Source organism: Streptomyces sp. NPDC050548 (assembly GCF_044457385.1).
GTDB lineage: Bacteria > Actinomycetota > Actinomycetes > Streptomycetales > Streptomycetaceae > Streptomyces.
The window spans coordinates 92,689-114,337 of record NZ_JBITGV010000026.1 but is presented as its reverse complement, the minus strand read 5'-3'; the positions used below and the strand labels follow the sequence as shown (position 1 = coordinate 114,337).

At 70.6% G+C, this 21,649-nt stretch carries 20 protein-coding genes; 7 read left to right on the top strand and 13 right to left on the bottom strand.

Going from position 1 to position 21,649, the window contains the following annotated elements; all coding sequences use genetic code 11:
* The first annotated feature begins 62 nt into the window (after nucleotides 1–62).
* Complete coding sequence (locus tag ACIBJH_RS43975) at nucleotides 63–479, top strand: hypothetical protein (RefSeq protein ID WP_399122596.1); 417 nt, start codon at nucleotides 63–65, stop codon at nucleotides 477–479.
* Between the two features lie 123 nt (nucleotides 480–602).
* On the opposite strand, the gene pstB is transcribed toward ACIBJH_RS43975, so the two are convergent.
* The 12 genes from pstB to ACIBJH_RS43915 form a co-directional block, all read right to left on the bottom strand.
* The gene (gene pstB, locus ACIBJH_RS43970) at nucleotides 603–1,379 is read right to left on the bottom strand and encodes a phosphate ABC transporter ATP-binding protein PstB (RefSeq protein ID WP_381243605.1); all 777 of its coding nucleotides are present in this window, start codon (nucleotides 1,377–1,379) and stop codon (nucleotides 603–605) included.
* 49 nt (nucleotides 1,380–1,428) lie between these two features.
* Nucleotides 1,429–2,490: a phosphate ABC transporter permease PstA gene (gene pstA / locus ACIBJH_RS43965; RefSeq protein WP_399122595.1), complete on the bottom strand. Its 1,062-nt coding sequence runs from the start codon at nucleotides 2,488–2,490 to the stop codon at nucleotides 1,429–1,431.
* Nucleotides 2,487–3,497 (bottom strand): phosphate ABC transporter permease subunit PstC, encoded by a 1,011-nt coding sequence (gene pstC, locus ACIBJH_RS43960; RefSeq protein ID WP_399122593.1) that lies wholly within the window; start codon nucleotides 3,495–3,497, stop codon nucleotides 2,487–2,489. The genes pstA and pstC overlap by 4 nt, the downstream gene beginning before the upstream one ends.
* 108 nt (nucleotides 3,498–3,605) lie before the next feature.
* Nucleotides 3,606–4,739 carry a phosphate ABC transporter substrate-binding protein PstS gene (gene pstS, locus ACIBJH_RS43955; RefSeq protein WP_399122592.1) on the bottom strand — a complete coding sequence of 378 codons (1,134 nt, stop codon included), beginning with the start codon at nucleotides 4,737–4,739 and terminating at the stop codon, nucleotides 3,606–3,608.
* A 356-nt stretch (nucleotides 4,740–5,095) separates the two neighbouring features.
* On the bottom strand, nucleotides 5,096–5,536 hold the full coding sequence (locus tag ACIBJH_RS43950) for an NUDIX hydrolase (RefSeq protein WP_399122590.1): 441 nt from the start codon (nucleotides 5,534–5,536) through the stop codon (nucleotides 5,096–5,098).
* Between the two features lie 41 nt (nucleotides 5,537–5,577).
* Entirely contained in the window at nucleotides 5,578–6,690 is a 1,113-nt protein-coding gene (locus ACIBJH_RS43945) for a CHAD domain-containing protein (protein WP_399122589.1), read from the bottom strand.
* Nucleotides 6,671–9,031: an RNA degradosome polyphosphate kinase gene (locus tag ACIBJH_RS43940; protein ID WP_399122588.1), complete on the bottom strand. Its 2,361-nt coding sequence runs from the start codon at nucleotides 9,029–9,031 to the stop codon at nucleotides 6,671–6,673. The genes ACIBJH_RS43945 and ACIBJH_RS43940 overlap by 20 nt, the downstream gene beginning before the upstream one ends.
* Before the next feature lie 139 nt (nucleotides 9,032–9,170).
* Entirely contained in the window at nucleotides 9,171–10,001 is an 831-nt protein-coding gene (locus ACIBJH_RS43935) for a hypothetical protein (protein ID WP_399122586.1), read from the bottom strand.
* The gene (locus tag ACIBJH_RS43930) at nucleotides 9,998–10,945 is read right to left on the bottom strand and encodes a hypothetical protein (RefSeq protein WP_399122585.1); all 948 of its coding nucleotides are present in this window, start codon (nucleotides 10,943–10,945) and stop codon (nucleotides 9,998–10,000) included. Before ACIBJH_RS43930 ends, ACIBJH_RS43935 begins: the two co-directional genes overlap by 4 nt.
* An 11-nt stretch (nucleotides 10,946–10,956) precedes the next feature.
* Nucleotides 10,957–11,979, bottom strand: a complete 1,023-nt coding sequence (locus tag ACIBJH_RS43925) for an ABC transporter permease (protein ID WP_399122584.1) — start codon at nucleotides 11,977–11,979, stop codon at nucleotides 10,957–10,959.
* A 151-nt stretch (nucleotides 11,980–12,130) separates the two neighbouring features.
* Nucleotides 12,131–13,012 carry an ABC transporter ATP-binding protein gene (locus ACIBJH_RS43920; protein WP_399122583.1) on the bottom strand — a complete coding sequence of 294 codons (882 nt, stop codon included), beginning with the start codon at nucleotides 13,010–13,012 and terminating at the stop codon, nucleotides 12,131–12,133.
* Nucleotides 13,009–13,395 carry a GntR family transcriptional regulator gene (locus ACIBJH_RS43915; RefSeq protein WP_399122582.1) on the bottom strand — a complete coding sequence of 129 codons (387 nt, stop codon included), beginning with the start codon at nucleotides 13,393–13,395 and terminating at the stop codon, nucleotides 13,009–13,011. Before ACIBJH_RS43915 ends, ACIBJH_RS43920 begins: the two co-directional genes overlap by 4 nt.
* A 124-nt stretch (nucleotides 13,396–13,519) precedes the next feature.
* On the opposite strand from ACIBJH_RS43915, the gene ACIBJH_RS43910 reads away from it, so the two are divergent.
* The 5 genes from ACIBJH_RS43910 (at nucleotide 13,520) to ACIBJH_RS43890 (ending at nucleotide 18,024) form a co-directional block, all read left to right on the top strand.
* Nucleotides 13,520–14,062: an RNA polymerase sigma factor gene (locus ACIBJH_RS43910; protein ID WP_399122581.1), complete on the top strand. Its 543-nt coding sequence runs from the start codon at nucleotides 13,520–13,522 to the stop codon at nucleotides 14,060–14,062.
* Nucleotides 14,059–14,898, top strand: coding sequence for a zf-HC2 domain-containing protein (locus tag ACIBJH_RS43905; protein WP_399122580.1), 840 nt, complete (start codon nucleotides 14,059–14,061; stop codon nucleotides 14,896–14,898). The genes ACIBJH_RS43910 and ACIBJH_RS43905 overlap by 4 nt, the downstream gene beginning before the upstream one ends.
* A 68-nt stretch (nucleotides 14,899–14,966) precedes the next feature.
* Nucleotides 14,967–15,827: an ABC transporter ATP-binding protein gene (locus ACIBJH_RS43900; RefSeq protein ID WP_399122579.1), complete on the top strand. Its 861-nt coding sequence runs from the start codon at nucleotides 14,967–14,969 to the stop codon at nucleotides 15,825–15,827.
* A complete protein-coding gene (locus ACIBJH_RS43895) occupies nucleotides 15,824–17,353 on the top strand; it encodes an ABC transporter permease (RefSeq protein ID WP_399122578.1) in 1,530 nt (509 codons plus the stop codon). The genes ACIBJH_RS43900 and ACIBJH_RS43895 overlap by 4 nt, the downstream gene beginning before the upstream one ends.
* Nucleotides 17,341–18,024 carry an ABC transporter gene (locus ACIBJH_RS43890; RefSeq protein ID WP_399122577.1) on the top strand — a complete coding sequence of 228 codons (684 nt, stop codon included), beginning with the start codon at nucleotides 17,341–17,343 and terminating at the stop codon, nucleotides 18,022–18,024. Before ACIBJH_RS43895 ends, ACIBJH_RS43890 begins: the two co-directional genes overlap by 13 nt.
* Nucleotides 18,025–18,099: 75 nt before the next feature.
* Here ACIBJH_RS43890 and mshD read toward each other — a convergent pair whose 3' ends face one another.
* Nucleotides 18,100–19,029, bottom strand: coding sequence for a mycothiol synthase (gene mshD / locus ACIBJH_RS43885; protein WP_399122576.1), 930 nt, complete (start codon nucleotides 19,027–19,029; stop codon nucleotides 18,100–18,102).
* Between the two features lie 144 nt (nucleotides 19,030–19,173).
* Between mshD and ACIBJH_RS43880 the strand changes: the two genes are divergently transcribed.
* On the top strand, nucleotides 19,174–20,982 hold the full coding sequence (locus ACIBJH_RS43880; protein WP_399122575.1) for a bifunctional metallophosphatase/5'-nucleotidase: 1,809 nt from the start codon (nucleotides 19,174–19,176) through the stop codon (nucleotides 20,980–20,982).
* Nucleotides 20,983–21,649: the final 667 nt, after the last annotated feature.

The window sequence follows — 21,649 nt, the reverse complement described above, 5'->3', positions numbered from 1 at the left end:
ACTGCTACCTTCTGGGGCTCAAGCGTTCGAATGGAACGCGCCATACGAGGGTGGGGGTCCCTATGTCCAAACTTCGTCGTCACCTCATGTCCGGGGCGGGGGTGGCGTCGGCTCTCACGGGTCTGCTCCTCTACGCGGCCTCTCCCGCGTCGGCCGCGAGGGCCAACGCCGAGACCGTTGCGTGGGACAAGTACGTCGACTCGGCCGGATCCATGTACTTCGAGAGCTACGGCGACCACTTCGGGGTCTGCGACAACAAGGCGGACGGCGCCGGTGTCATCGGCTACTGGAAGGTCGGTGCCAGCGGCACCGAACACTCGATCTACGACGGCAACGGCTTCGGCAACTGCGCGTACGAGGACCACAACGTCTCCGAGACCTCGACTGTGTACATCCAGGTCTGTCTCCGGGACGACGGTGACGTGAAGGAGGCCACGTGCGGCGACTGGGACCATCAGTACGCCGGTAGCCCCCTCTAGGGACTGCTCGGCCGGACACACGAACGGGCCCGCCCCCGGGAGCCGGGGGCGGGCCCTTTTCGTCCTCGCGGTGGCACCGCCATGCAGCACCGCGAGGGGTTCTTGGGGAGGAGTGACCCGGGTTCAGCCGAAGCGGCCCGAGATGTAGTCCTCCGTGGCCTGGACCGACGGGTTGGAGAAGATGCGCTCCGTGTCGTCGATCTCGATGAGCTTGCCGGGCTGGCCGACCGCCGCGAGGTTGAAGAAGGCCGTACGGTCCGAGACACGGGCCGCCTGCTGCATGTTGTGCGTCACGATGACGATCGTGAAGCGTTCCTTCAGCTCGCCGATCAGGTCCTCGATCGCGAGGGTGGAGATGGGGTCCAGGGCAGAGCACGGTTCGTCCATCAGCAGGACCTTCGGCTCGACCGCGATCGCCCTCGCGATGCACAGGCGCTGCTGCTGACCGCCCGACAGGCCCGAACCGGGCTTGTTGAGGCGGTCCTTGACCTCGTTCCAGAGGTTCGCGCCCTTCAAGGACTTCTCCACGACGTCCGACAGCTCGCTCTTCTTGTACGAGCCGTTCAGGCGCAGACCCGCCGCCACGTTGTCGAAGATCGACATCGTGGGGAAGGGGTTGGGGCGCTGGAAGACCATGCCGATCTCGCGGCGCACGGACACCGGGTCGATGGCGTGGCCGTAGAGGTCCTCGTCGTCCAGGAGCACCTTGCCCTCGACCCGGCCGCCGGGCGTGACCTCGTGCATACGGTTGAGCGTGCGCAGGAAGGTCGACTTGCCGCAGCCGGAGGGGCCGATGAAGGCCGTCACCGTGCGGGGCTCGACCGTCATCGAGATGTCTTCGATTGCCTTGTGGGAGCCGTAGTAGGCGGTGAGCCCACTGACGTCGATTCGCTTGGCCATGACTGCTTCACTTCCAGGGGGTTCAGAACGGTCGCTGAGGGGGTCGCGGTCAGCGACCGGTCTTGGGGGCCTTCCAGCGGGCGATGCCGCGGGCCACCAGGTTGAGGATCATCACGAAGGCGATCAGGGTGAGCGAGGCCGCCCAGGCACGGTCGTAGGCCGCACCGGAGCCCGAGCTGTTCGCGAACTGCTGGTAGATGTACAGCGGCAGCGACGCCTGTGCCCCGTGGAACGGGTCGTTGTTGATGAACGGGTTGCCGAACACCAGCAGCAGTACGGGCGCGGTCTCACCGGCGATACGGGCCACCGACAGCATGATGCCGGTGGTGATGCCGCCGATCGCGGTCGGGAGGACCACCTTCAGGATCGTGCGCCACTTCGGGATGCCCAGGGCGAGGGACGCCTCGCGCAACTCGTTCGGTACGAGCTTCAGCATCTCCTCGGTGGAGCGGACCACGACCGGCATCATCAGGATGGCCAGGGCGCAGGAGCCGGCGAACCCGAAGGGCTCCATGTCCCACATCAGCATGATGCTGAGGATGAACAGACCGGCGACGATCGACGGGATGCCCGTCATGACGTCGACGAAGAACGTGATCGCCTTGGAGAGCTTGCCCTGTCCGTACTCGACGAGGTAGATCGCGGTGAGCACACCGATCGGGGCGCCGATCAGAGTGGCGAGGGCGACCTGCTCCAGGCTGCCGATGATGGCGTGGTAGATACCGCCACCGGCCTCGGTGTCGGTGACGACGCCCATCGAGTGGGTCAGGAAGTAGAGGTCGAGGACCTTCACGCCGCGCTTGATCGTCGTCCAGAGGAGCGAGACGAGCGGGACGACGGCCAGGAGGAAGGCGACCCAGACCAGACTGGTCGCGACCCTGTCCTTGGCCTGGCGGGGGCCCTCGACGCGCGCCGCGATGACGTACGTACCGGCGACGAAGAGGATCGCCGCGATCAGGCCCCACTGGATCTTGCTGTCGAGGCTGCCGACCAGGCCGATGAGGACGGCCAGCACGATGGAGCCGCCGGCGATCGCGTACGGCGACCAGCTGGGGAGGGTGGCGCCCTGGAGGGTGCTCGCGGGCTTGTCGGCTACGGCTGCGTTGCTCATGCGTTGGCCCCCGAGTACTCCGCACGGCGGGCGATGATGAGCCGGGCCGCGCCGTTGACCAGCAAGGTGATGACGAACAGGACCAGACCGGAGGCGATGAGCGCGTCACGGCCGTCCGGCGTCGCCTCGCTGAACTTGCTGGCGATGTTCTGGGCGAAGGTGCCGCCGCCCGGGTTGAGCAGGCTGGCGTGGATGATGAAGTCCGGGGAGAGCACGGTGGCGACGGCCATCGTCTCGCCGAGCGCGCGGCCGAGGCCGAGCATCGAGGCAGAGATCACACCGGAGCGGCCGAAGGGGATCACCGCCATGCGGATGACCTCCCACCGGGTGGCGCCGAGGGCGAGGGCCGCCTCTTCGATCATCTGCGGAGCCTGGCGGAAGACCTCGCGGCTCACGTTGGTGATGATCGGCAGGATCATGATCGCGAGCAGGATGCCGACGGTGAGCATCGAGCGGGGGGCGCCTTGGTCCCAGGAGAAGATCCCGGTCCAGCCGAAGTAGTCGTTCAGCCAGCCGAAGAGCCCGATCATGTGCGGCACCAGGATCAGGGCGCCCCACAGGCCGTACACGATGGACGGTACGGCGGCCAGCAGGTCGATCACGTAGGAGACCGGGCCACGGAGCTTGCGCGGAGCGTAGTGCGTGGTGAACAGGGCGATGGCGACCGCGACCGGGACCGAGATGACCATGGCGATGATCGAGGAGATCACCGTGCCGAACGCCAGGACGGCGATGCCGAACTTCGGAGGGATCAGGTTGGTGTTCCACTCGAACGTGGTGAGGAAGTTCGCGTGGTCCTTGCTGATCGCGAGGGAGGCGCGGTACGTGAGGAAGACCGCGATCGCGGCCATGATCACCAACAGGAAGATGCCCGACCCGCGGGAGAGACCGAGGAAGATCCGGTCACCGGGTCGGGTGGCGCCGCGGGCTACGCGCTTCTGCTCGGCGGCGGAGGGCTCGGGGGTGGGAGGAGGTGCTTCTTCAGGGTTCTTTGTCGATATATCCATTGAAATTCTCCGGTCTGCGGGTCCACACGTGCTGTGTGCGGTCCGTGGCGGCGGTGCACCGGACGGTGCGGCCGGACCCCTGGAGCGGGGCCCGGCCGCACACTCGGACTAGCTGATGCTCGCGATGGTGCTGCGAACCTTGGTGATGATCGTGTCGGGGATCGGCGCGTAGTCGATGGTGCTGAGGATCTTCTGGCCGTCCTCGCTGGCGATGTAGGCGAGGAACGCCTTGGTGGCGGGCAGCGTGGCGGCCTTGTTGCCCTTGTCGCAGACGATCTCGTACGTCACCAGGGTGATCGGGTACGCGCCCTCGGCCTTGGTGTTGTAGTCCAGCTTCAGCGTCAAGTCCGAACCGGTGCCGACGACCTGGGCGGCGGCGATGTCCTTGGTGGCGCTGTCGGTGCTGGGCGCGACCGGGGCTGCGGCGCCGGTGTTGATGCTGACCGCCTTCATGCCGTCGGTGACGTACGACAGCTCGAAGTAGCCGATTGCGCCGGAGGTCGCCTTGACCTGCTGGGCGACACCCGAGGACTGCGGAGCGGACTGACCGCCCTTGGCCTGCCAGGCCTTGCCGCCGGAGTACTTCCAGTTGTCCGGGGTGGCGGCGATCAGGTACTTGGTGAAGTTGTCCGTGGTGCCGGACTCGTCCGAGCGGTGGAACGCCTGGATCTTGAGGTCGGGCAGCGTGGCGGACGGGTTCAGCTTCTTGATCGCCGCGTCGTTCCACTTGGTGATCTTGCTGTCGAAGATCTTGGCGAGCGTCGGGGCGTCCAGGACCAGGTTGTCGACACCCGGGACGTTGTAGCCGAGCGCGATCGGGCCGCCGACCATCGGCAGGTCGATGCCCTGGCCGCCGGAGCAGACCGACTTGGAGGCGGTGACCTCTTCGGGCTTCAGCGCGGAGTCGGAACCGGCCCACGGGATCTGGCCCTGCGTGAACGCGGTGACGCCGGCGCCGGAGCCGCCGGCCTTGTAGTTGATCTGCACGCCACACGCCTGCGTGAAGTTCTTCACCCAGGCGGCGATCGCGTTCTTCTGTGCGGACGAGCCGTCGGACAGCAACTGCTCGCCCTTCTTGGCGCTGCCGCAGTCGATCGAGCTGGCGTTGGCCGCCGAGGAGCTGGTGCTGGAGCCCGAGCCGCCGCCGTTGTCGTCCGAGCCGCACGCCGTGAGGGCCAGGGCGCCGGAGACCGCGAGAGCACCGAGGGTGAGGGCCCGCCGGTTCATGCGCTGAAGCTTCACTTGAAAGAGTTCCTTCCGAGAGCCGCCGTCCTGAATTCCGGCGGCGTGCGAAGACGTGGGTGACGCGGGTAGCGACCCCCAGGTCGCGGCTCGCATCGCGTAAGGCCGAAATTAGGCAGAACAGGTGAAGGCGCCTATGGGCATAAGTGAACGGAGGGTGAACCCCTGTGGGCGGTGCGGTTAGGTCACGGAACGCTCACGTCGAGGACACGAGCCGATTCCGGACTATGCCAGGCGCGGCGGGCCCGAAAACGCCTCCACGAGCGGGCGGTCCCTCGGTTGGGCGACGGCCCTGCTGCGGCCGTCCCTACGCAACGTAACGCGAGGTGGGCGGCGCGGCAGCCCAGGAGGCGCGGTCAGCCGAGAGGGTCCTCGTCCGTGCCGACCGCCATGAGCACGAGGGAGATCAGGTCCCGGTCCCGCTCGTGGGTGAGCCGCCGGTGGGCCTCCTCCGGCCTGAGCCAGGCGAGCGTGTTGACCTCGTCGTTGGGTTCGAAGGCTCCGCCGGTCGCCTCCGCCGCCCAGTAGCGGACCTCCTTGGGCCGCCCTTGGTGGTCGACGTACCGGGCCGAGGGGAGTCGCGTCCCCAGCCGGCAGGTGTGGCCGGTCTCCTCCAGGACCTCGCGGCGGGCCGCCTCCTCGAACGTCTCGCCCCGCTTGAGCTTGCCCTTGGGCCACGACCAGTCGTCCCACTTGGGCCGGTGGACCAGCGCCAGTTCGAGATCTCCGGCGGACCGGTGTCGCCACAGGACGCAGCCGGCCGCCTGGACGGTGGTGTCGTTCGTCGAGGAAGTCACTGGGGGTTCACCGTCTCCTCCGCGCGGGTTGGTGCAGGGTGTCAGGGGGTGCCCGCGACCCGTTTCTGCCAGGACCGCTGGAAGGCGAAGCGGGCCGCCTCCACCTCGTGCCGCTGGTCGGCGTGCAGCACCCCGAGGGCGTACGCGGTCGCCGGGGCGATCCGCGGGGTCCGGGCCGCCGACGCCGCCGCCGCGGCGGCCTCCGAGGCGTCCCGGTGCAGATTGAGGGCCTGGCCGGCCGCCAGCAGGCGTACGTCCAGCGGCGGGCCGTCCCCGTGGAGGACCTCACCGGCGTAGCGGTGCAGCCGCAGCAGCAGCCGTACCTGGTGCCAGGGGCCGTCCTGGGGGTGCGGGGCCGGGTCGGGGGAGAGGCCGTGGACGAGGGCCTCCGCGTTGTACGGGTGCCCGGCGGTGACCAGGGGCAGCGCGGTCACCGCGTCGTTCAGGCGCTCGCCCGCGGCGGCGGCCAGCGGGCGCAGGTCGGCGCCGGCGGCGGCCGGGGTCAGGGGGACCTCGCTGGCCAGTACGGCGACCTTGTCGGCGACCGCGTGGAAGCGGGAGGAACCGAGGGCCTGGAGGGCGGTGGAGTGGGCCCGGGTCCGGGCGAGGGTGAGCTGGCGTTCCAGGAGGGCGCCGGCCTTGGCGGCGCCCACGGTGAGGTTGCCGCGTTCGGCGGTGGCGGTGGCCGGTGCGGCCGCTCCGCTGCCCCGGCCGCTCGCGGGTGCCGGGACGCCCCGGCCGGCGCCGGTGATCCGGCCGCCCACGGCCGAGGCCGCCGACTGCGCGGGGAACACGGCCGAGCCCGACAGCCGGTGCAGGGCCAGCAGCAGCCGCTCCAGCCGGGCCGCGCACGCGTGCTCCAGCGCCAACGTGCCCGACAGCCATGCCAGTTCGGGGCGCATCTCCTCGGACCAGTCGGCGTCCAGGAGCGGCCGGAAGGTGTGCAGGCTGCCGCTGATCCGGCGGGCCGAGTGGCGCAGGGCGCGCGCCGCGTCGACGGACTCCTCCGTGCCGTTCTGCCCGCCGCCGGTCTCCCGGTGCAGTCGCAGTGCGCGGAGGAACTCCGTGGCCTGGCCGCGCAGGTAGCCCGCGAGGGCGTCACCTGTCACGGCCCTGGCCGTGGGATCCGTCGGGTCAAGGTGTTGCTGTGCCACGCCGGCGCCTCCGGGCGTCTATGAGCATCTCCTGGACGTTGCGCAGGGGTTGGCCTTCCGCGTCGGTCGCGTGCCGGGTCCACTCGCCGTCCGGGCCCAGGTGCCAGGAGGAGGTGGTGTCCGACATGCCGGTCTCCAGGAGCCGGCTGATCGTGGCGCGGTGGGCCGGATCGGTGACCCTGACGAGGGCCTCGATCCGTCGGTCGAGGTTGCGGTGCATCATGTCGGCGCTGCCGATCCACACCTCGGGCTCGCCTCCGTTGCCGAAGCCGAAGACGCGGGAGTGTTCGAGGAAGCGGCCGAGGATGGACCGTACGCGGATGTTCTCGGACAGGCCGGGGACGCCGGGCCGCACCGCGCAGATGCCGCGCACCCACACGTCGACCGGGACGCCCGCCTGGGACGCGCGGTAGAGCGAGTCGATGATCGCCTCGTCCACCATCGAGTTGACCTTGATGCGGATGAACGCGGGGCGCCCGGCACGGTGGTGCTGGACCTCCTTGTTGATCCGGGCGATCAGGCCGTCGCGCAGGGACTTGGGGGCGACCAGCAGGCGGCGGTAGGTCTCGCGGCGCGAGTATCCGGAGAGCCGGTTGAAGAGGTCCGAGAGGTCGGCGCCGACCTGGGGGTCCGCGGTCAGCAGGCCGAGGTCCTCGTAGAGGCGGGCCGTCTTGGGGTGGTAGTTGCCGGTGCCGACGTGGCTGTAGCGGCGGAGGGTGTCGCCCTCCTGGCGGACCACGAGCGACAGCTTGCAGTGGGTCTTCAGGCCGACCAGGCCGTAGACGACATGGCAGCCGGCCTCCTCCAGCTTGCGCGCCCACTTGATGTTGGCGTGCTCGTCGAAGCGGGCCTTGATCTCGACCAGGACGAGGACCTGTTTGCCGGCCTCGGCGGCCTCTATGAGCGCGTCGACGATCGGGGAGTCGCCGGAGGTGCGGTACAGGGTCTGCTTGATGGCGAGGACGTCGTCGTCGCCGGCCGCCTGCTCCAGGAAGCGCTGCACGGACGTGGAGAACGAGTCGTAGGGGTGGTGCAGCAGCACGTCCCGGTTGCGCAGGGCGGCGAAGATGTCGGGCGCGGACGCGGACTCGACCTCGGCGAGGTCGCGCTGGGTGCCCGCGATGAACTTGGGGTACTTCAGCTCGGGCCGGTCGAGCGAGCCGATGCGGAACAGGCCGGTGAGATCGAGCGGGCCCGGCAGCGGGTAGACCTCGGCCTCGCTGATCTTCAGCTCGCGCACCAGCAGGTCGAGCACCTCGCGGTCGATGGACTCCTCGACCTCCAGGCGCACCGGCGGTCCGAAGCGGCGCCGCATGAGTTCCTTCTCCAGGGCCTGGAGCAGGTTCTCGGCGTCGTCCTCCTCGACTTCGAGGTCCTCGTTGCGGGTGAGCCGGAACGCGTGGTGCTCCAGGATCTCCATGCCCGGGAAGAGTTCCTCCAGGTGGGCGGCGATGACGTCCTCCAGGGGGACGTACCGGCCCGGCGAGGACTCCAGGAAGCGGGAGAGCAGCGGCGGCACCTTGACGCGCGCGAAGTGTCGGTGCCCGGTGACGGGGTTGCGGACGACGACCGCGAGGTTCAGCGAGAGGCCCGAGATGTACGGGAAGGGGTGTGCGGGGTCGACGGCCAGCGGGGTCAGCACGGGGAAGATCTGGTGCCGGAACAGGGTGAACAGGCGCGCCTGTTCCTTCTCGGTCAGCTCGTTCCAGCGGACGAGGTGGATGCCCTCCTCCGCGAGCGCGGGGGCGACGTCCTCGTGGTAGCAGGCGGCGTGCCGGGCCATCAGTTCGCGCGAGCGGGCCCAGATCATCTCCAGCACCTCGCGCGGCTGCAGGCCGGACGCGGAGCGGGTGGCGACACCGGTGGCGATACGGCGCTTGAGGCCGGCCACCCGGACCATGAAGAACTCGTCCAGGTTGCTGGCGAAGATCGCGAGGAAGTTCGCGCGTTCCAGGAGCGGGGTGTTGGGGTCCTCGGCGAGTTCCAGGACTCTCTCGTTGAACGCGAGCCAGCTGCGCTCCCGGTCCAGGAAGCGGCCCTGCGGAAGCTGGGGCCCGTCGTACGGCGATTCCTCGTACTCGTCGAGGTCGGCGTCGATGTCGGGTTCCAGATCGGAGACCGCGGCCGACACGGTGTGCGGGCGGTGGGCGGCTATGGAGCCCACGGAGGGCTGCGCGTGCTGGACCTGTGCCTGGGCGTTGGGCTGGCTGCTCATGTGCCCATTGTTCCGCGCCACCGGCGATACGGGCGCGTCGGACAGCGCCGGAAGGAGCGGGACGACGGTCCCGTTGCTCCCGTTCACCTCGGGAGGCGGCGAAGGCTCTGGCACGACGGGCTTCATTCGCCGAGCGTCGCAAGCCCGTCTGAACCAATGGTTACGGCGACATGGCGTGCGGGATATCGGGGGGCGGCTCCCGGACGTCTACGGCACGGAAACGAACGTAATGGATGCCTGGGAGCCACCGTGCGGCGGGTTCCGGTCAGGAGGTGCGGCGGCGCAGCAGGGTGAAGGCGGTGGCGAGGAGCAGGGCGGCGAGGGCCAGGGCGATGCCGGTCTCCACGAGCTGGAGGGGCCAGAAGTGGAAGCCGGGCTGGTAGCCGACGTAGGAGTCGGTGCGTACGACGCTGCCGCGGGCCGCCGTCGGCCACAGGTGCGGGCGGGCGAAGCCGAGGGTGGTGAGGGCGAGGCCCGTGGCGGCGATCGCGAGGCCGGCCGCGGTCAGGGCGTGGCGCTGGAGGAAGCCCGCGAGGGTGCCGATGGCGAGGCCGAGGAGGGGGTGGACGATCGCGAGGGTGCCGTTCGCGGTGAAGGTCTCGTCGTTCCACGGGTTCCAGCTCAGCGGCACTTTGTGGGCGTCGAACAGCAGCCGGTGCAGCAGGACGAGCACGGTGCTGCCGGCGGTGAGCAGCGCGGCGGGCACGGCGAGGCTGGTGGCCAGCCAGCGGGTCGGGGAGACGCCCTGGGTCCAGACGAGGCGTGCGGTGCCGCGCTGCAGTTCGCGGGCGACGAAGGTGCCCGCCCAGACGGCGGCGAGATAGGGGACCCACCCGATCAGCACCTCGGCGACGGTGTACGCCGCGTGGTAGAGGGTGATCGCGTTGCTCCAGGAGCACGCGTCCCCGGCGCACCGGCGTTGCCAGTCGGCCCGGGCCGCGTTCCCGCCGGGGCCGTAGGCCCACAGCAGCCCCCCGGAGACGGCGGTGACGAGTACGGCCCACCCGATCAGGGCGGCCCGGTGCAGGCGCAGCACGGCCCGCCACATGCGGGCCGGTCTCGGGCGGACCGTCGGGTCCACGGCGAAGGCGGTCATACGGCGGCTCCCTTGGTGTTCGTACGGCGGCCGAGCAGGGCGAAGGCGGCGGCGGTGGCCAGGGCGGCGACGGCGAGGATCAGGGCCGTTTCGGTGAGCTGGAGGGGCCAGAACTGGGAGGAGGGGTGGTAGTCCCGGTAGTGGCCGACGACGTCATGGGCGGCGAGGCACGCCTGGCCGGCTCCGGCGCACGGGTCGGGGATGTGGGCGCCGGTGGCGGTGACGGCGCCCTGACCGCCGTAGATGGCCGCCGTTTTCGCCGGGTAGCCGTGCGGCAGGGTGCTGACGGCGGACTTCCACGGCCAGAGGTGGGGGCTCGCCCACAGGACGAGGGTCCTCGCGATCAGGGTCGCGACGGCGGCGACGGCGAGGCCGGCCACGGCACGGCGGACGGCCAGACCTCCGAGGGCGCCGAGGGCGAGGCCGAGCAGCGGGAACGCGACGGCGACGGGACCGTTGGCTTCGAAGGTGCCGCTGTCGGACCAGTTCCAGCCGTCCGGTATGCGGTGCGCGTCGAAGAGCAGGCGGTGCAGCAGCACGAGCAGGGTGGTGCCCGCGGTGAGCAGTGCGGCCGGGACGGCGAGCTTGGCCGCCAGCCAGCGGGCCGGGCTGACCGCCTGGGTCCAGGCGAGTTCCGCGGTGCCGTTCTCCAGTTCGCGGCCGATCAGCAGGCCGCCCGCCCAGAGGGCGACGAGGACCGGCAGGAAACCGATCGCGGCCTCGCTGAACCGGTAGGCGAGGTGGTAGCCGTCGATCGAGTAGTCCCAGTCGCAGAGGTCGGCGGTGCACTTCCGTCGCCACGCGGCGCTCGCCGCGCTCCCTCCCGGGCCGTACGCCCACAGGAGCACCGCCGAGACGGCGGCGACGAAGACTCCCCAGAGGATCAGGGCGGGCCGGTGCAGCCGCAGGACGGCGCGCCGCGGTCGGGCACCGGTGGGTCTCATGGCCAGGGCGGTCATACGGCGGCTGCCTTGCGTGCGGGCGCCGAACCGGTGCGGCGCTTGAGGAGTCGGAACGCGGCCACCGTCAGCAGGCCGGTGACGGCGAGGACGATCGCGGTCGCGGTCAACTGGAGTGGCCAGTAGTGGGATTGGGGGTGGTAGTCGTTGTAGTAGCCGACCGCGTCGAGCTTGGAGTAGGCGGTCTCGCAGGGGCCGTAGGTGGTGCTGCCGCACAGGTGGCCGGAGAGGTGCTTGCCGGTGGAGGTGACCAGGCCCTGGTCGACGACGATGCCGGAGCCGGCCGGGACGCTGTGGGTGAGGCTGCTGACCGTGGTGACCGAGGGCCACAGGTGGGGTGTCGCGAGGGCGACGACGCTCCACAGGAAGCCGGTGCTCGCCAGTGAACCGACCAGCGCGCCGAGGGAGTTGCGCTTGTACAGCCCCCAGAGGACACCGCTCGCCAACCCGGCCAGGGCCATCGCGGTGGTGGCCGTGCCGTTGGCGGCGTAGGTGCCGAGGTCGTACCAGTTCTTGGCCGTGTCGATCCGGCCCCGGCTGTTGGACCAGGCCCAGTGGTGCAGTCCCGCCAGCAGCCCGGAGCCGACGGTGACCAGCACGGCCGGGACGGCGAGCTTCGCGGTCAGCCAGCGGGCCGGGGAGACGGCCTGCGTCCACGCCAACTGCGCGGTGCCGCTTTCCAGTTCACGGCTGACCAGCGCGGCACCGGACCAGGCGGCGACCAGGAACGGGGCGGCGACGACGGCGATCGTCGTGTACGTGTACCAGTCCTTGTAGCGGCCGATCGCGCCCGCGTCGTACACGCAGCTGCCCGTGCCGCAGGCGCGGTACTGCTTCCAGGCCTCGGCCGAGGCGTCGGTGAGCGGCCCGCCCAGCCACAGCAGCAGGCCGGCGACGACGAGCACGAAGGCGATCCAGGAGAGCAGGGCCGGCCGGTGCAGCCGGATCAGCCAGCGCAGCAGATGCGGCGACCGGGCCGGGCGCGAGGTGAGCGCCGGAGATGGGGCGAGGGCGGTCATGCGGCGGTCTCCGGGCTCTCGGGGGTGGGTACCTGCTGGAGGCTGGGGGTGGATCTAACTGCTGTCCCGGCCGGTGAATGGTTAGAACAGACCCCACACTCCAGAAGGTGCAGGACCGGGCGCCAGGCCGCCGGCCGTGTGGCGAGGGCGGTCACGCGACGGTCTCCGGGGTCTTGGTGGTGGGGGCCTGGGGGTTGCGGAGGTAGGAGAGGACCAGCTCCTCCAGCGTGGGGGTGTCGGTCCGCCAGTCGGCGGCCAGCGGAGCCAATGGGCGGATCAGGGCGGTGAGTTGGCGGCCGGTGGTGCGCGACTCGACGACCGTGTGCGCGTCGAGCACGGTGTCGGCGGGCGCGGACACCCGCCGGTGCGCGGCCAGCAGGTCGTCGATCTCGCCCGCGATACGGACCTTGCCGTCGCCGATCAGCAGCAGGTGGTCGCAGGAGTCCTCCAGTTCGGCCACCACGTGCGAGGACATCACGATCGTGGTGCCGGACTCGGCGGCCTGTGCCATGAGCAGGCCCATCATCTGGTGCCGGGCCAGCGGGTCCAGGTCGGCCATCGGCTCGTCCAGGAGCAGTAGTTCGGGCCGTTTGGCCAGCGCGAGGGCGAGCGCGACGCGGGTGCGCTGGCCGCCGGAGAGCGCCCGGATGCCCGACTTCGGGTTGAGGTCGCCGTCGGCGACGATGCGCTCGGCGACCGAGGCGTCCCAGCGGTCCGTGTTGAGGTCGGCGCCCATCCGCAGCGTCTCGGCGACCGTGAGCTGCGGATAGAGGGGCTTGTCCTGAGCGACGTAGGAGACCCGTTCGCGGGCCGCGCCCGGGCGCTCGCCGAGGACGGACATCCCGCCCTCGCTGGGGGCCAGCAGCCCGGCGGTCAGCGCGAGGAGCGTGGACTTGCCCGCGCCGTTGGGGCCGACGACCGCGCAGACACGTCCGGCGGGCAGCCGGAACGCGCAGTCCCGCAGCGCCCACCCTCCCCGCCGGCCGAACCGCTTGCCGAGCGCGACGGCCTCTATCGCGGCGGTGCCTGTCATGAAGGTTCTCCTTGGAAGTGCTTTTCGAGTACGGCGGTGAAGAGCGCGGCGACGTCGTCCCGGCCCAGGCCGGCGGCCCGGGCCCGCTCGGCCCAGTCGTCCAGCTCTAAACGCAGGGGCGAGTCGGCGGGCGTGGTGCTCAGCCCTTTACGGACGAAGGTGCCGAGGCCGCGGCGGGCCTCGACCAGTCCCTCGCGCTCCAGCTCGCGGTAGGCCTTGAGGACGGTGTTCGGGTTGATGGCGGTGGCCTCGACGACCTCGCGGGCCGTGGGCAGCTTGTCGCCGGGCTCCAGCATTCCCAGGTGGAGCGCCTGCTTGGTCTGCTGGACGATCTGGACATAGGTGGCCACGCCGCTGTGCCGGTCGATGCGGTACTCGACCACTGGGGTTCCACCACCCTTTCACTAATTGAGTAGTGAAAGGGTGGTGGAAGACGGCTGCGAAAGTCAAGAGAGATCTGTGCGCCGATCCGTGAACCGGTCGGCGGGGCTCGTGCGATGAGGAGATGTGAGCGATACGGGAAGCGACGGGGAGCTGCTGCGGGCCATCGCGGCGGACGGCGACCGACGCGCGTTCGAAGAGCTGTACCGGCGGTACGCGCCGTGGCTGACCGCGCGGCTGCGCGGCCGGTGCGCCGACGCCGGGATGGTCGACGACGTCGTGCAGGAGACGTTTCTCGCGGTGTGGCGGGGCAGTGCCCGCTACCGCGAGGACGGCGACGTGGCCGGGTGGCTGTGGCGGATCGGGTCGCGGCGGCTGATCGACGTGCTGCGCGGCGACGGCGCGCGCGGCCGGATGCGGCAGGCGCTGGCGCGGCTGCGGCACCGGGACGAGGCGTCGGCGGAGGAGCGCGTGCTCACGGGGGTGGAGCACGGGGACCTCGCCGGCGCCCTGGTCCGGCTCTCGCCGGAGCTGCGGGCGGTCCTCCAGGCCACCGTGATCGACGGGCTGACCACCCGGGAGGCGGCCGTCCTGCTGGGCATCCCGGCCGGCACGGTCAAGACACGGGCCATGCGGGCCCGTAAGCAACTGCGGGAGGAGCTGGCATGACCTGGCATGTGGCCGAAGACGACGTACGCGCCTATGCGCGGGGCGAGTTGGCACCGCCCATGCTCTGGTCCGCCGACACGCACATCGCCAAGTGCGCTGATTGCCGGGCCCTGTTGGCGTCCGTCACCGACCCCGTCGCGCTCGACGCGGGCTGGGAGCGCCTCGACGCCGAACTCGACGCCCCCAAAAGGGGGTTGGTGGAGTCGCTGCTCGTGCGGATCGGCGTCGCCGACCACACTGCACGGCTGCTCGCGGCGACGCCGGTGCTGCGCCGCTCATGGCTCGGCGCGGTGGTCGCGCTGCTGGTGATGACGGTGCTCGTCACCAACTCCCTGAAGACCGCGACCTCCCCGACCCTCTTCCTGGGCCTGGCCCCGCTGCTCCCGCTCGCGGGGGTGGCGCTGTCCTACGGCCCGAAGTTCGACCCGACCTACGAGATGACCGTCGTCGCCCCGCTGCACGGCTTCCGGCTCCTGATGATCCGCACGGTCGCCGTCCTGACCGCCGGCCTCGGCTTCAACCTCCTCGCGACCCTGGCCCTGCCCGGCTACGGCCTGGCCGCGCTCGGCTGGCTGCTGCCCGCGCTGGCCCTGACCACGACGGGCCTCGCCCTGACCCCCCGCCTCGGCCCGGTCCTCGCACCGTCCCTGGTCGGCGGCGGTTGGGTGCTGTTCCTGCTGGCCGCCTACGAACGGCACTCCGGAACGACGCTCGTGCCCTTCACTCCGGCCGGACAGGGGGTGGCCGCGGGGGTGGCCGCGCTCGCCGCCGGACTCCTGTACCTGCTGCGGGACCGCTTCGACTCCCGCCCGACCGCCTTCGGGCCCCTCATCTGAACCCCACGCGTTCCGCGTCCGAATCCCACGCGTTCCGCGTCTCTCGAACCCTGACTGGAGTTCCGTACATGACCACCACCGTCTCCGCGGCCGGGCTCAGCCTGCGCTACGGCTCGACGCACGCCCTCGACGACGTGTCGCTGCGGCTCGGCGAGGGCGTCACCGGGCTGCTCGGCCCCAACGGGGCTGGAAAGACCACCCTGTTGAGGGTGCTCGCCACCACGCTGCCCGCCGACTCGGGCACGTTCACCGTGCTCGACCACGACCCGAGCACCACCGGCGGACGCCAGGAGGTGCGGCGCGTCCTCGGCTATCTGCCGCAGACGCCCGGCTTCCACCCGGACTTCACCGCCTTCGAGTTCGTCGACTACGTCGCGATCCTCAAGGAACTCACCGACCGCGAGGGACGCCACCGCGAGGTGCGCCGGGTGCTGGAAGAGGTCGACCTCTCGGACGTGCGCGGCAAGCGCATCAAGAAGCTGTCCGGCGGGATGCGGCAGCGCGTCGCGCTCGCGGCGGCCCTCGTCGGCGACCCGGGCTTCCTCGTCCTCGACGAGCCGACCGTCGGCCTGGACCCCGAACAGCGCATGCGCTTCCGGGAGTTGATCGCGAGGGCGGGCGAGGGCCGCACGGTCCTCCTCTCCACCCACCAGACCGAGGACGTCGCGATGCTCTGCAACCGCGTCGTCGTCATGGCCGCCGGCACCGTCCGCTTCGACGGCACCCCGGCCGAACTCACCGCACGGGCCGCCGGCCGGGTGTGGAGCGGCACGGAACGCGACCCCGCCGCGATGGCGGGCTGGCGCACCGGCCTCGGCGCCTTCCGCAACGTCGGCGACCCGCCCCCCGGCGCGGAACTCGTCGAACCCACCCTGGAGGACGGCTACTTGATCACCCTCGACGGCATGGCCGCGGAGGTGGCCGTATGAACGCCGTACTGGAGAAGGCACCGCCGGCCGAACGCGCCGACGAGGAACGACGTTCCTGGGTGGCGGTGTTGGCGCTGGCCCTCTTCGAAGCCCGCAAACTCCTGCTCCGCCTCCCGGTGTTGCTGATGTTCGTCCTCTACGCCGCCTGGATCGGCTGGACCATGCGCGACGCCTGGACCACCTACCCCGCTCTCCAGGACGTCGACCGCGCCACCCAGACCGGCCCGCTGCTGCCCGCCCTGGCCGTCCTGCTCTGCGCCAACCAGGCCGTGCTCCGCTCCCGACGCCAGGACACCGACCGGCACTTCGACGTGCTCGCCCTCGAACCCTGGCGCCGTACGGTCGCGTTCGCGCTCTCCGTCGTACCGGCCGCCGCGCTCACCGCGCTGCTGGTGGCCGCGCAGTTCACCTGGGGCGTGCTCGCGCCCGGCTCGGTGGGCCACGGCTCGGTGGGCGAACTGCTCGTCGGACCGCTGACGGTGCTGCTCGCCGGGGCGGCCGGAGTGCTGCTGGCCCGGGTGGTGAGGTCACCGTTCGCGGCACCGATGCTCCTGGTGCTGACGTTCTTCTCGACGCTCTTCCTCGGGGCGATCTCGGCCGGCTCCGACGACAGCGCCACGCGCTGGCTGGTCCCGGTCATCGGCGACGCGAGCAGCAAGACGCTCCCCTCCGACCTGCTGGGCCGCCCGGCCGCCTGGCACGCGCTCTACCTGGCCGGACTCGCCCTGACCCTGGCCCTCGCGGCGGTACTGGTCAACGGCGGCCGCAAGAAGACGGTGGCGGCGGCACTCGTGGTGGCGGTCGGCCTGGGCACCTGGGGTGCGGTGGGCCAGGCGGCCAAGGTGTCCAAGGCGACGACGGACGCCCGCGTGCTGGCCACCCTCAACCCGGCCAAGGTCCAGTCCTGCGCCCGGCACGGCAACTCCACGTACTGCGCGTTCCCCGAGTGGATGCCCCGCACCGGCACCTGGGCGAAGGTCACGGACCACGTCCAGTCCCTGGCCGGCGGCACCGCCGCCCAGGAGAAGCTGCTCGTACGGCAGCGCGTCGAGGCCCGCTACGGCATGGACGGCGACGGAGCCATCGAACCGTCCACCGTGCCCTACCAGGTGACCGTCGGCACGCGCTGGGGCGGCCCCCGGGTACCGGAGTTCGCCGCGGCGGTCTCCTCCGTGCTGGTCATGGGCAGCGAGAAGGCGACCAGTTCGCTCTGCGACGGCCGCGTGGTCACCATCATGTGGCTGGCGCTCGGCTGGCAGTCCGACCCGCTGACCCAGCTGCGCGCGGTCCGGCTCGACGACAGCGTGACCGGCTCCGCGATCGTGCTCTCGCCGACCAACCCGATGTCGATGACGGCCGAACAGACCACGGTCGTACGGGAGTTGCTGGAGGCCGACAAGGCCACGATCGCCCCCAAGGTGAAGGCGCACTGGGCGGAGCTGACGGCACCCAAGGTGACCACCGCGAAGGTGGCCGGACTGCTGGGCGTCAAGGCGCCGACGGGAGCGGACAAGTGCGGCGAGTGACCACAGGGTCGTTGGGGCAGCTGGCGCGCCCGGTGCTGCGCGCCCTGCCCCGGCGGGCCCTCGGCGCGGGGGCCGCCGCGGGACTGCTGCTGGCCGCGCTCCCCAGACTTCTCTCGGACGACCCCGACCCCTGGACGGCCCTCCTGCTGCTGCGCGGCGCCGCACTGGCCTTCGCCCTGGGCCTGACGTTCCTCCTGGACGACCCGTCCCGCCACGTGACGGCGGCGGTACCGACCCGCCGCATGCTCCGCACCGCCCTGCGCACCGCGCTGATCGCCCCGCTGGCCGCCCTGTGGTGGACGGCGGCCGTCCTGCTGATCCCGGCCCAGGTACGCCCCCCGGTGGGCGACATCACCCTGGAGGCCGCCGCGGCGGCGGTCGTCGCCCTGGCCGCGTCGGCCACCGCGATCCGCCTCACCGACGAACCGGAACCGGGCCAGCGCGTGGCCATCAGCCTCCTCGCCACGTCCATGGCGGCGGCCCTGCTGCTCCCGACGGAGTGGGGCCTGTTCGCCACACCGAAGGAGAAGTGGTGGGCACCGGGACACGACCACTGGGCACTCATCCTGACGGCCGCGGCCCTCCTATGGACAGCCTGCGGCCCGGAACCACTGCGACGCAGGCGGTTCCTGTCGACACGGCCCGCGAAATTCAGCCCGTCCGGCGTTTGAGGACGAGGCCCCTTCAGGGCCGATGGGGGGCTGGGGGCGCAGCCCCCAGGGACGCCCGGACCGACGTACCGGTCGTCATGACTCCGACCGGTACATCAGGTCCGTCTCGAACGTCGTGAACCCCAGCCGCTCGTACACCGACACCGCCGCCTTGTTGTCCGCGTCGACGTACAACATCGCGGTCGGCAACCGCTGCGCGGCCAGGTGCCGCAGGCCGATCGTCGTCAGGGCCTTGCCCAGCCCGCCACCCTGCGCGCCGGGCAGCACCCCGACGACGTACACCTCGCCCCGCTGCTCCTCCGCGTGGACCTTCGTCCAGTGGAAGCCGATCAGTTCGCCGTCGCGCTCGGCCAGGAAGAACCCCTCGGGGTCGAACCACGCCTCGGCCTTGCGGTCGTCCAGGTCCCGCTGGGTGAGGGACCCCTGTTCCGGGTGGTGGGCGAAGGCCGCGGCGTTGACGGCGAGCCACGCCGCGTCGTCGGCGCCGGGCACGAAGGTCCGTACCGTCACGCCCTCCGGAAGCACCGGCTCGGGCAGTTCCAGATCCGCCAACGACCGCCGCAGCTGGCGCAGTTCGCGGAACAGGGCGAGCCCGAGCACCTGGGCCAGGTGGCGCGCGGCGGGATGCCCGCCGTGCGCCCACACCCGCAGCCGCTTCCCGGACGCGGCCAGCAGCGCGGCGCCGAGCGCCCGACCGTGCCCGTGCCCCCGCTCCGAGGGCCGTACGACGAGTTCCGCGGCCGGTGCCTCCACCGGGTCGGTGTCCTCCAACTGCCCGTAGCCGACCAGTTCTTCGCCCAGGGTGAGCAGCAGATGCGAGACCCCGGGCCGCGCACCCCCGCGCAGCTGCAGCCGCCCCTGCTCGGACACCGCGGGCTGCCCGTCGGTCCCGGCGGCCTCGGCGATCAGCGCGAGGACGGCCCCGGCCTGGTCCGGGGTCAGCTCGGAATAGGTCTCGATGGAACGGGAGATGGGCGCGGGCCGTGCGGTGTCGTCGCTGGTCATGGCCTCAGGGTAAGCGGACCCACCAGCAAAGTGGCGGCAAAGAAGAAACCAGGATGTAACCAAGAACCCCCTGTCACGCTACGCGCGTTGACCCTAGGCTGCGCCGGAACGTGGTGACTTCTCAGCCGACTCACAGGGGGGCTCATGCCAGCCACTTCCCAGCCGTTCCGCCCGCGCAGACGCCGTGTCGCAGGCCTGCTCGCCGCCGCCGCGAGCCTGGCCACGGCCGGTGCGCTGGCCGCCGCGCTGCCCGCCGACGCGCACGGAAACCCGAGCGGCGACCACGGGCACAAGCCCAGCCGCTACCAGGACGTACAGCTGCTGTCCTTCAACGACCTGCACGGCAACCTGGAGCCCCCGTCCGGTTCCTCCGGCCGGGTCACCGAACTCCAGGCGGACGGCACGACGAAGACGATCGACGCGGGCGGTGTCGAGTACCTCGCGACGCATCTGCGCGAGGCCCGCAAGAACAACCCGTACTCGATCACCGCGGCCGGCGGCGACATGGTCGGCGCCTCCCCGCTGATCTCGGGTCTGTTCCACGACGAGCCGACCATCGAGGCCCTCAACAAGCTCGACCTGGACGTCACTTCGGTCGGCAACCACGAGTTCGACGAGGGCGCCAAGGAGCTGGCCCGGCTGCAGAACGGCGGCTGCCACCCCACCGAGGGCTGCTACACGGACAAGAAGTTCACGGGCGCCGACTTCCCCTACCTCGCGGCCAACGTCCTCGACGAGAAGACGAAGAAGCCGATCCTCAAGCCGTACTGGGTGTGGAAGAAGAACGGCGTCAAGGTCGGTTTCATCGGCGTCACGCTGGAGGGCACCCCGGGCATCGTCTCCGCGGACGGCGTCAAGGGCCTCCAGTTCAAGGACGAGGTCGAGACGATCAACAAGTACGCCAAGGAGCTGCAGAAGCAGGGCGTCAAGTCGATCGTCGCGCTGATCCACGAGGGCGGCTTCCCGGCCTCCGCCTCCTACAACTACGACTGCGACGCGTCCGGCGGCGGCTCCGGCATCTCCGGCCCGATCGTCGACATCGCGAAGAACGTCACCCCGGCCGTCGACGCCCTCGTCACCGGCCACACCCACAACGCCTACGTCTGCACGATCGACGACCCAAGTGGCAAGCCCCGTATGGTCACTTCGGCCGCGTCCTTCGGCCGCCTCTACACGGACACCACGCTGACGTACGACCGCTGGACCGGCGACATCGCCCGTACGGCGGTCAAGTCCGCGAACCACGTGGTCACCCGGACCGTGCCCAAGGCCGCCGACATGACCGCCCTGATCAGCAAGTGGAACACCCTCGCCGCTCCCATCGGCAACCGCGCCATCGGCTACGTCTCCGCCGACGTCAACAACACCGGCACCGAGTCCCCGATGGGCGACCTCATCGCCGACGCCCAGCTCGCGTACGGCAAGGAGCTGGACCCGGAGACCGACCTCGCGCTGATGAACCCGGGCGGGGTGCGGGCGGGCCTGACCTACGCGGCCAAGGGCGCGGAGGGCGACGGCGTGGTGACGTACGCCGAGGGCTTCACGGTGCAGCCGTTCGCGAACACCGTGAACCTCCAGAACTTCACCGGCGCGCAGGTGATCCAGACGCTCAAGGAACAGGTGAGCGGTACGAACGCGGCGGCGCCGAAGATCCTCCAGCCCTCGTCCGGACTGACGTACACGCTGGACCTGACGAAGACCGGCGCGGACCGCGTGGTCACGGACTCCATCCGCCTGAACGGCGCCGCGATCGACCCGGCCGCCACCTACCGCGTCGCGACGAACAGCTTCCTCGCGGGCGGCGGCGACGGCTTCCCGACGCTGGGGCAGGGCACCGGTGACCTGGTCGGCACGGACGACCTCACCGCGCTGGCCCAGTACCTGACGGCCCACTCCTCGGCGGCGAGCCCGCTCACGCCTCCGGCGGCGAACCGGATCACGGTCGTGCAGTAGCAGTCAGCAGTTCGTCCCTGCTCAGGGGCCCGGTGCCGCAGGTCGGCGCCGGGCCCCTTCCGTTTTCCCGAGGCCTGGGCCGTTCTAAATTCTGTGTAAGGGCGGGTTCAGTTCCGCGAATTCCATAAGAATCACCCATGGCAATCGCACAGGAAGGTCTAAGCCAAAATCGCTTTTCCTGCGCCAGAAGTCCAGTAGTGTTTTCCATGTCGAAAGCGAACAGCGCAAACGACAGAGGCAACACAAGACAAAGGAGAGCACCATGAGCTTCCACAAGATCGTCCCGGTCAAGAAGCACCACAAGCCCGCCCCGGCCCCCAAGAAGGCCCCGAAGAAGCCTGCTCCGGCCCCGAAGCGCCGCCCGGTCGGCCACAAGTAAACAGCCCATAAGACGTCGTAACAGGGAGGGAATTAATCATGAGCTTCAACAAGATTCACCCCATCAAGAAGTCCTGCAAGCCCGCTCCGGGAGCCAAGAAGGCGGCCCCGAAGAAGCCCGCCCCGAAGCGTCGCCCGGTCGCCGACAAGGGCTGACAAAGAATTTACAGGCGTAATTCATAGGCAGTTGCAGCAGATCGGTAGAGGAACTGTTGCAGAACCGCAGCAGACACCGCGAAAGCCGTACCAGAGAGGGAAACCGTCATGAGCTTCCACAAGATCGTCCCGA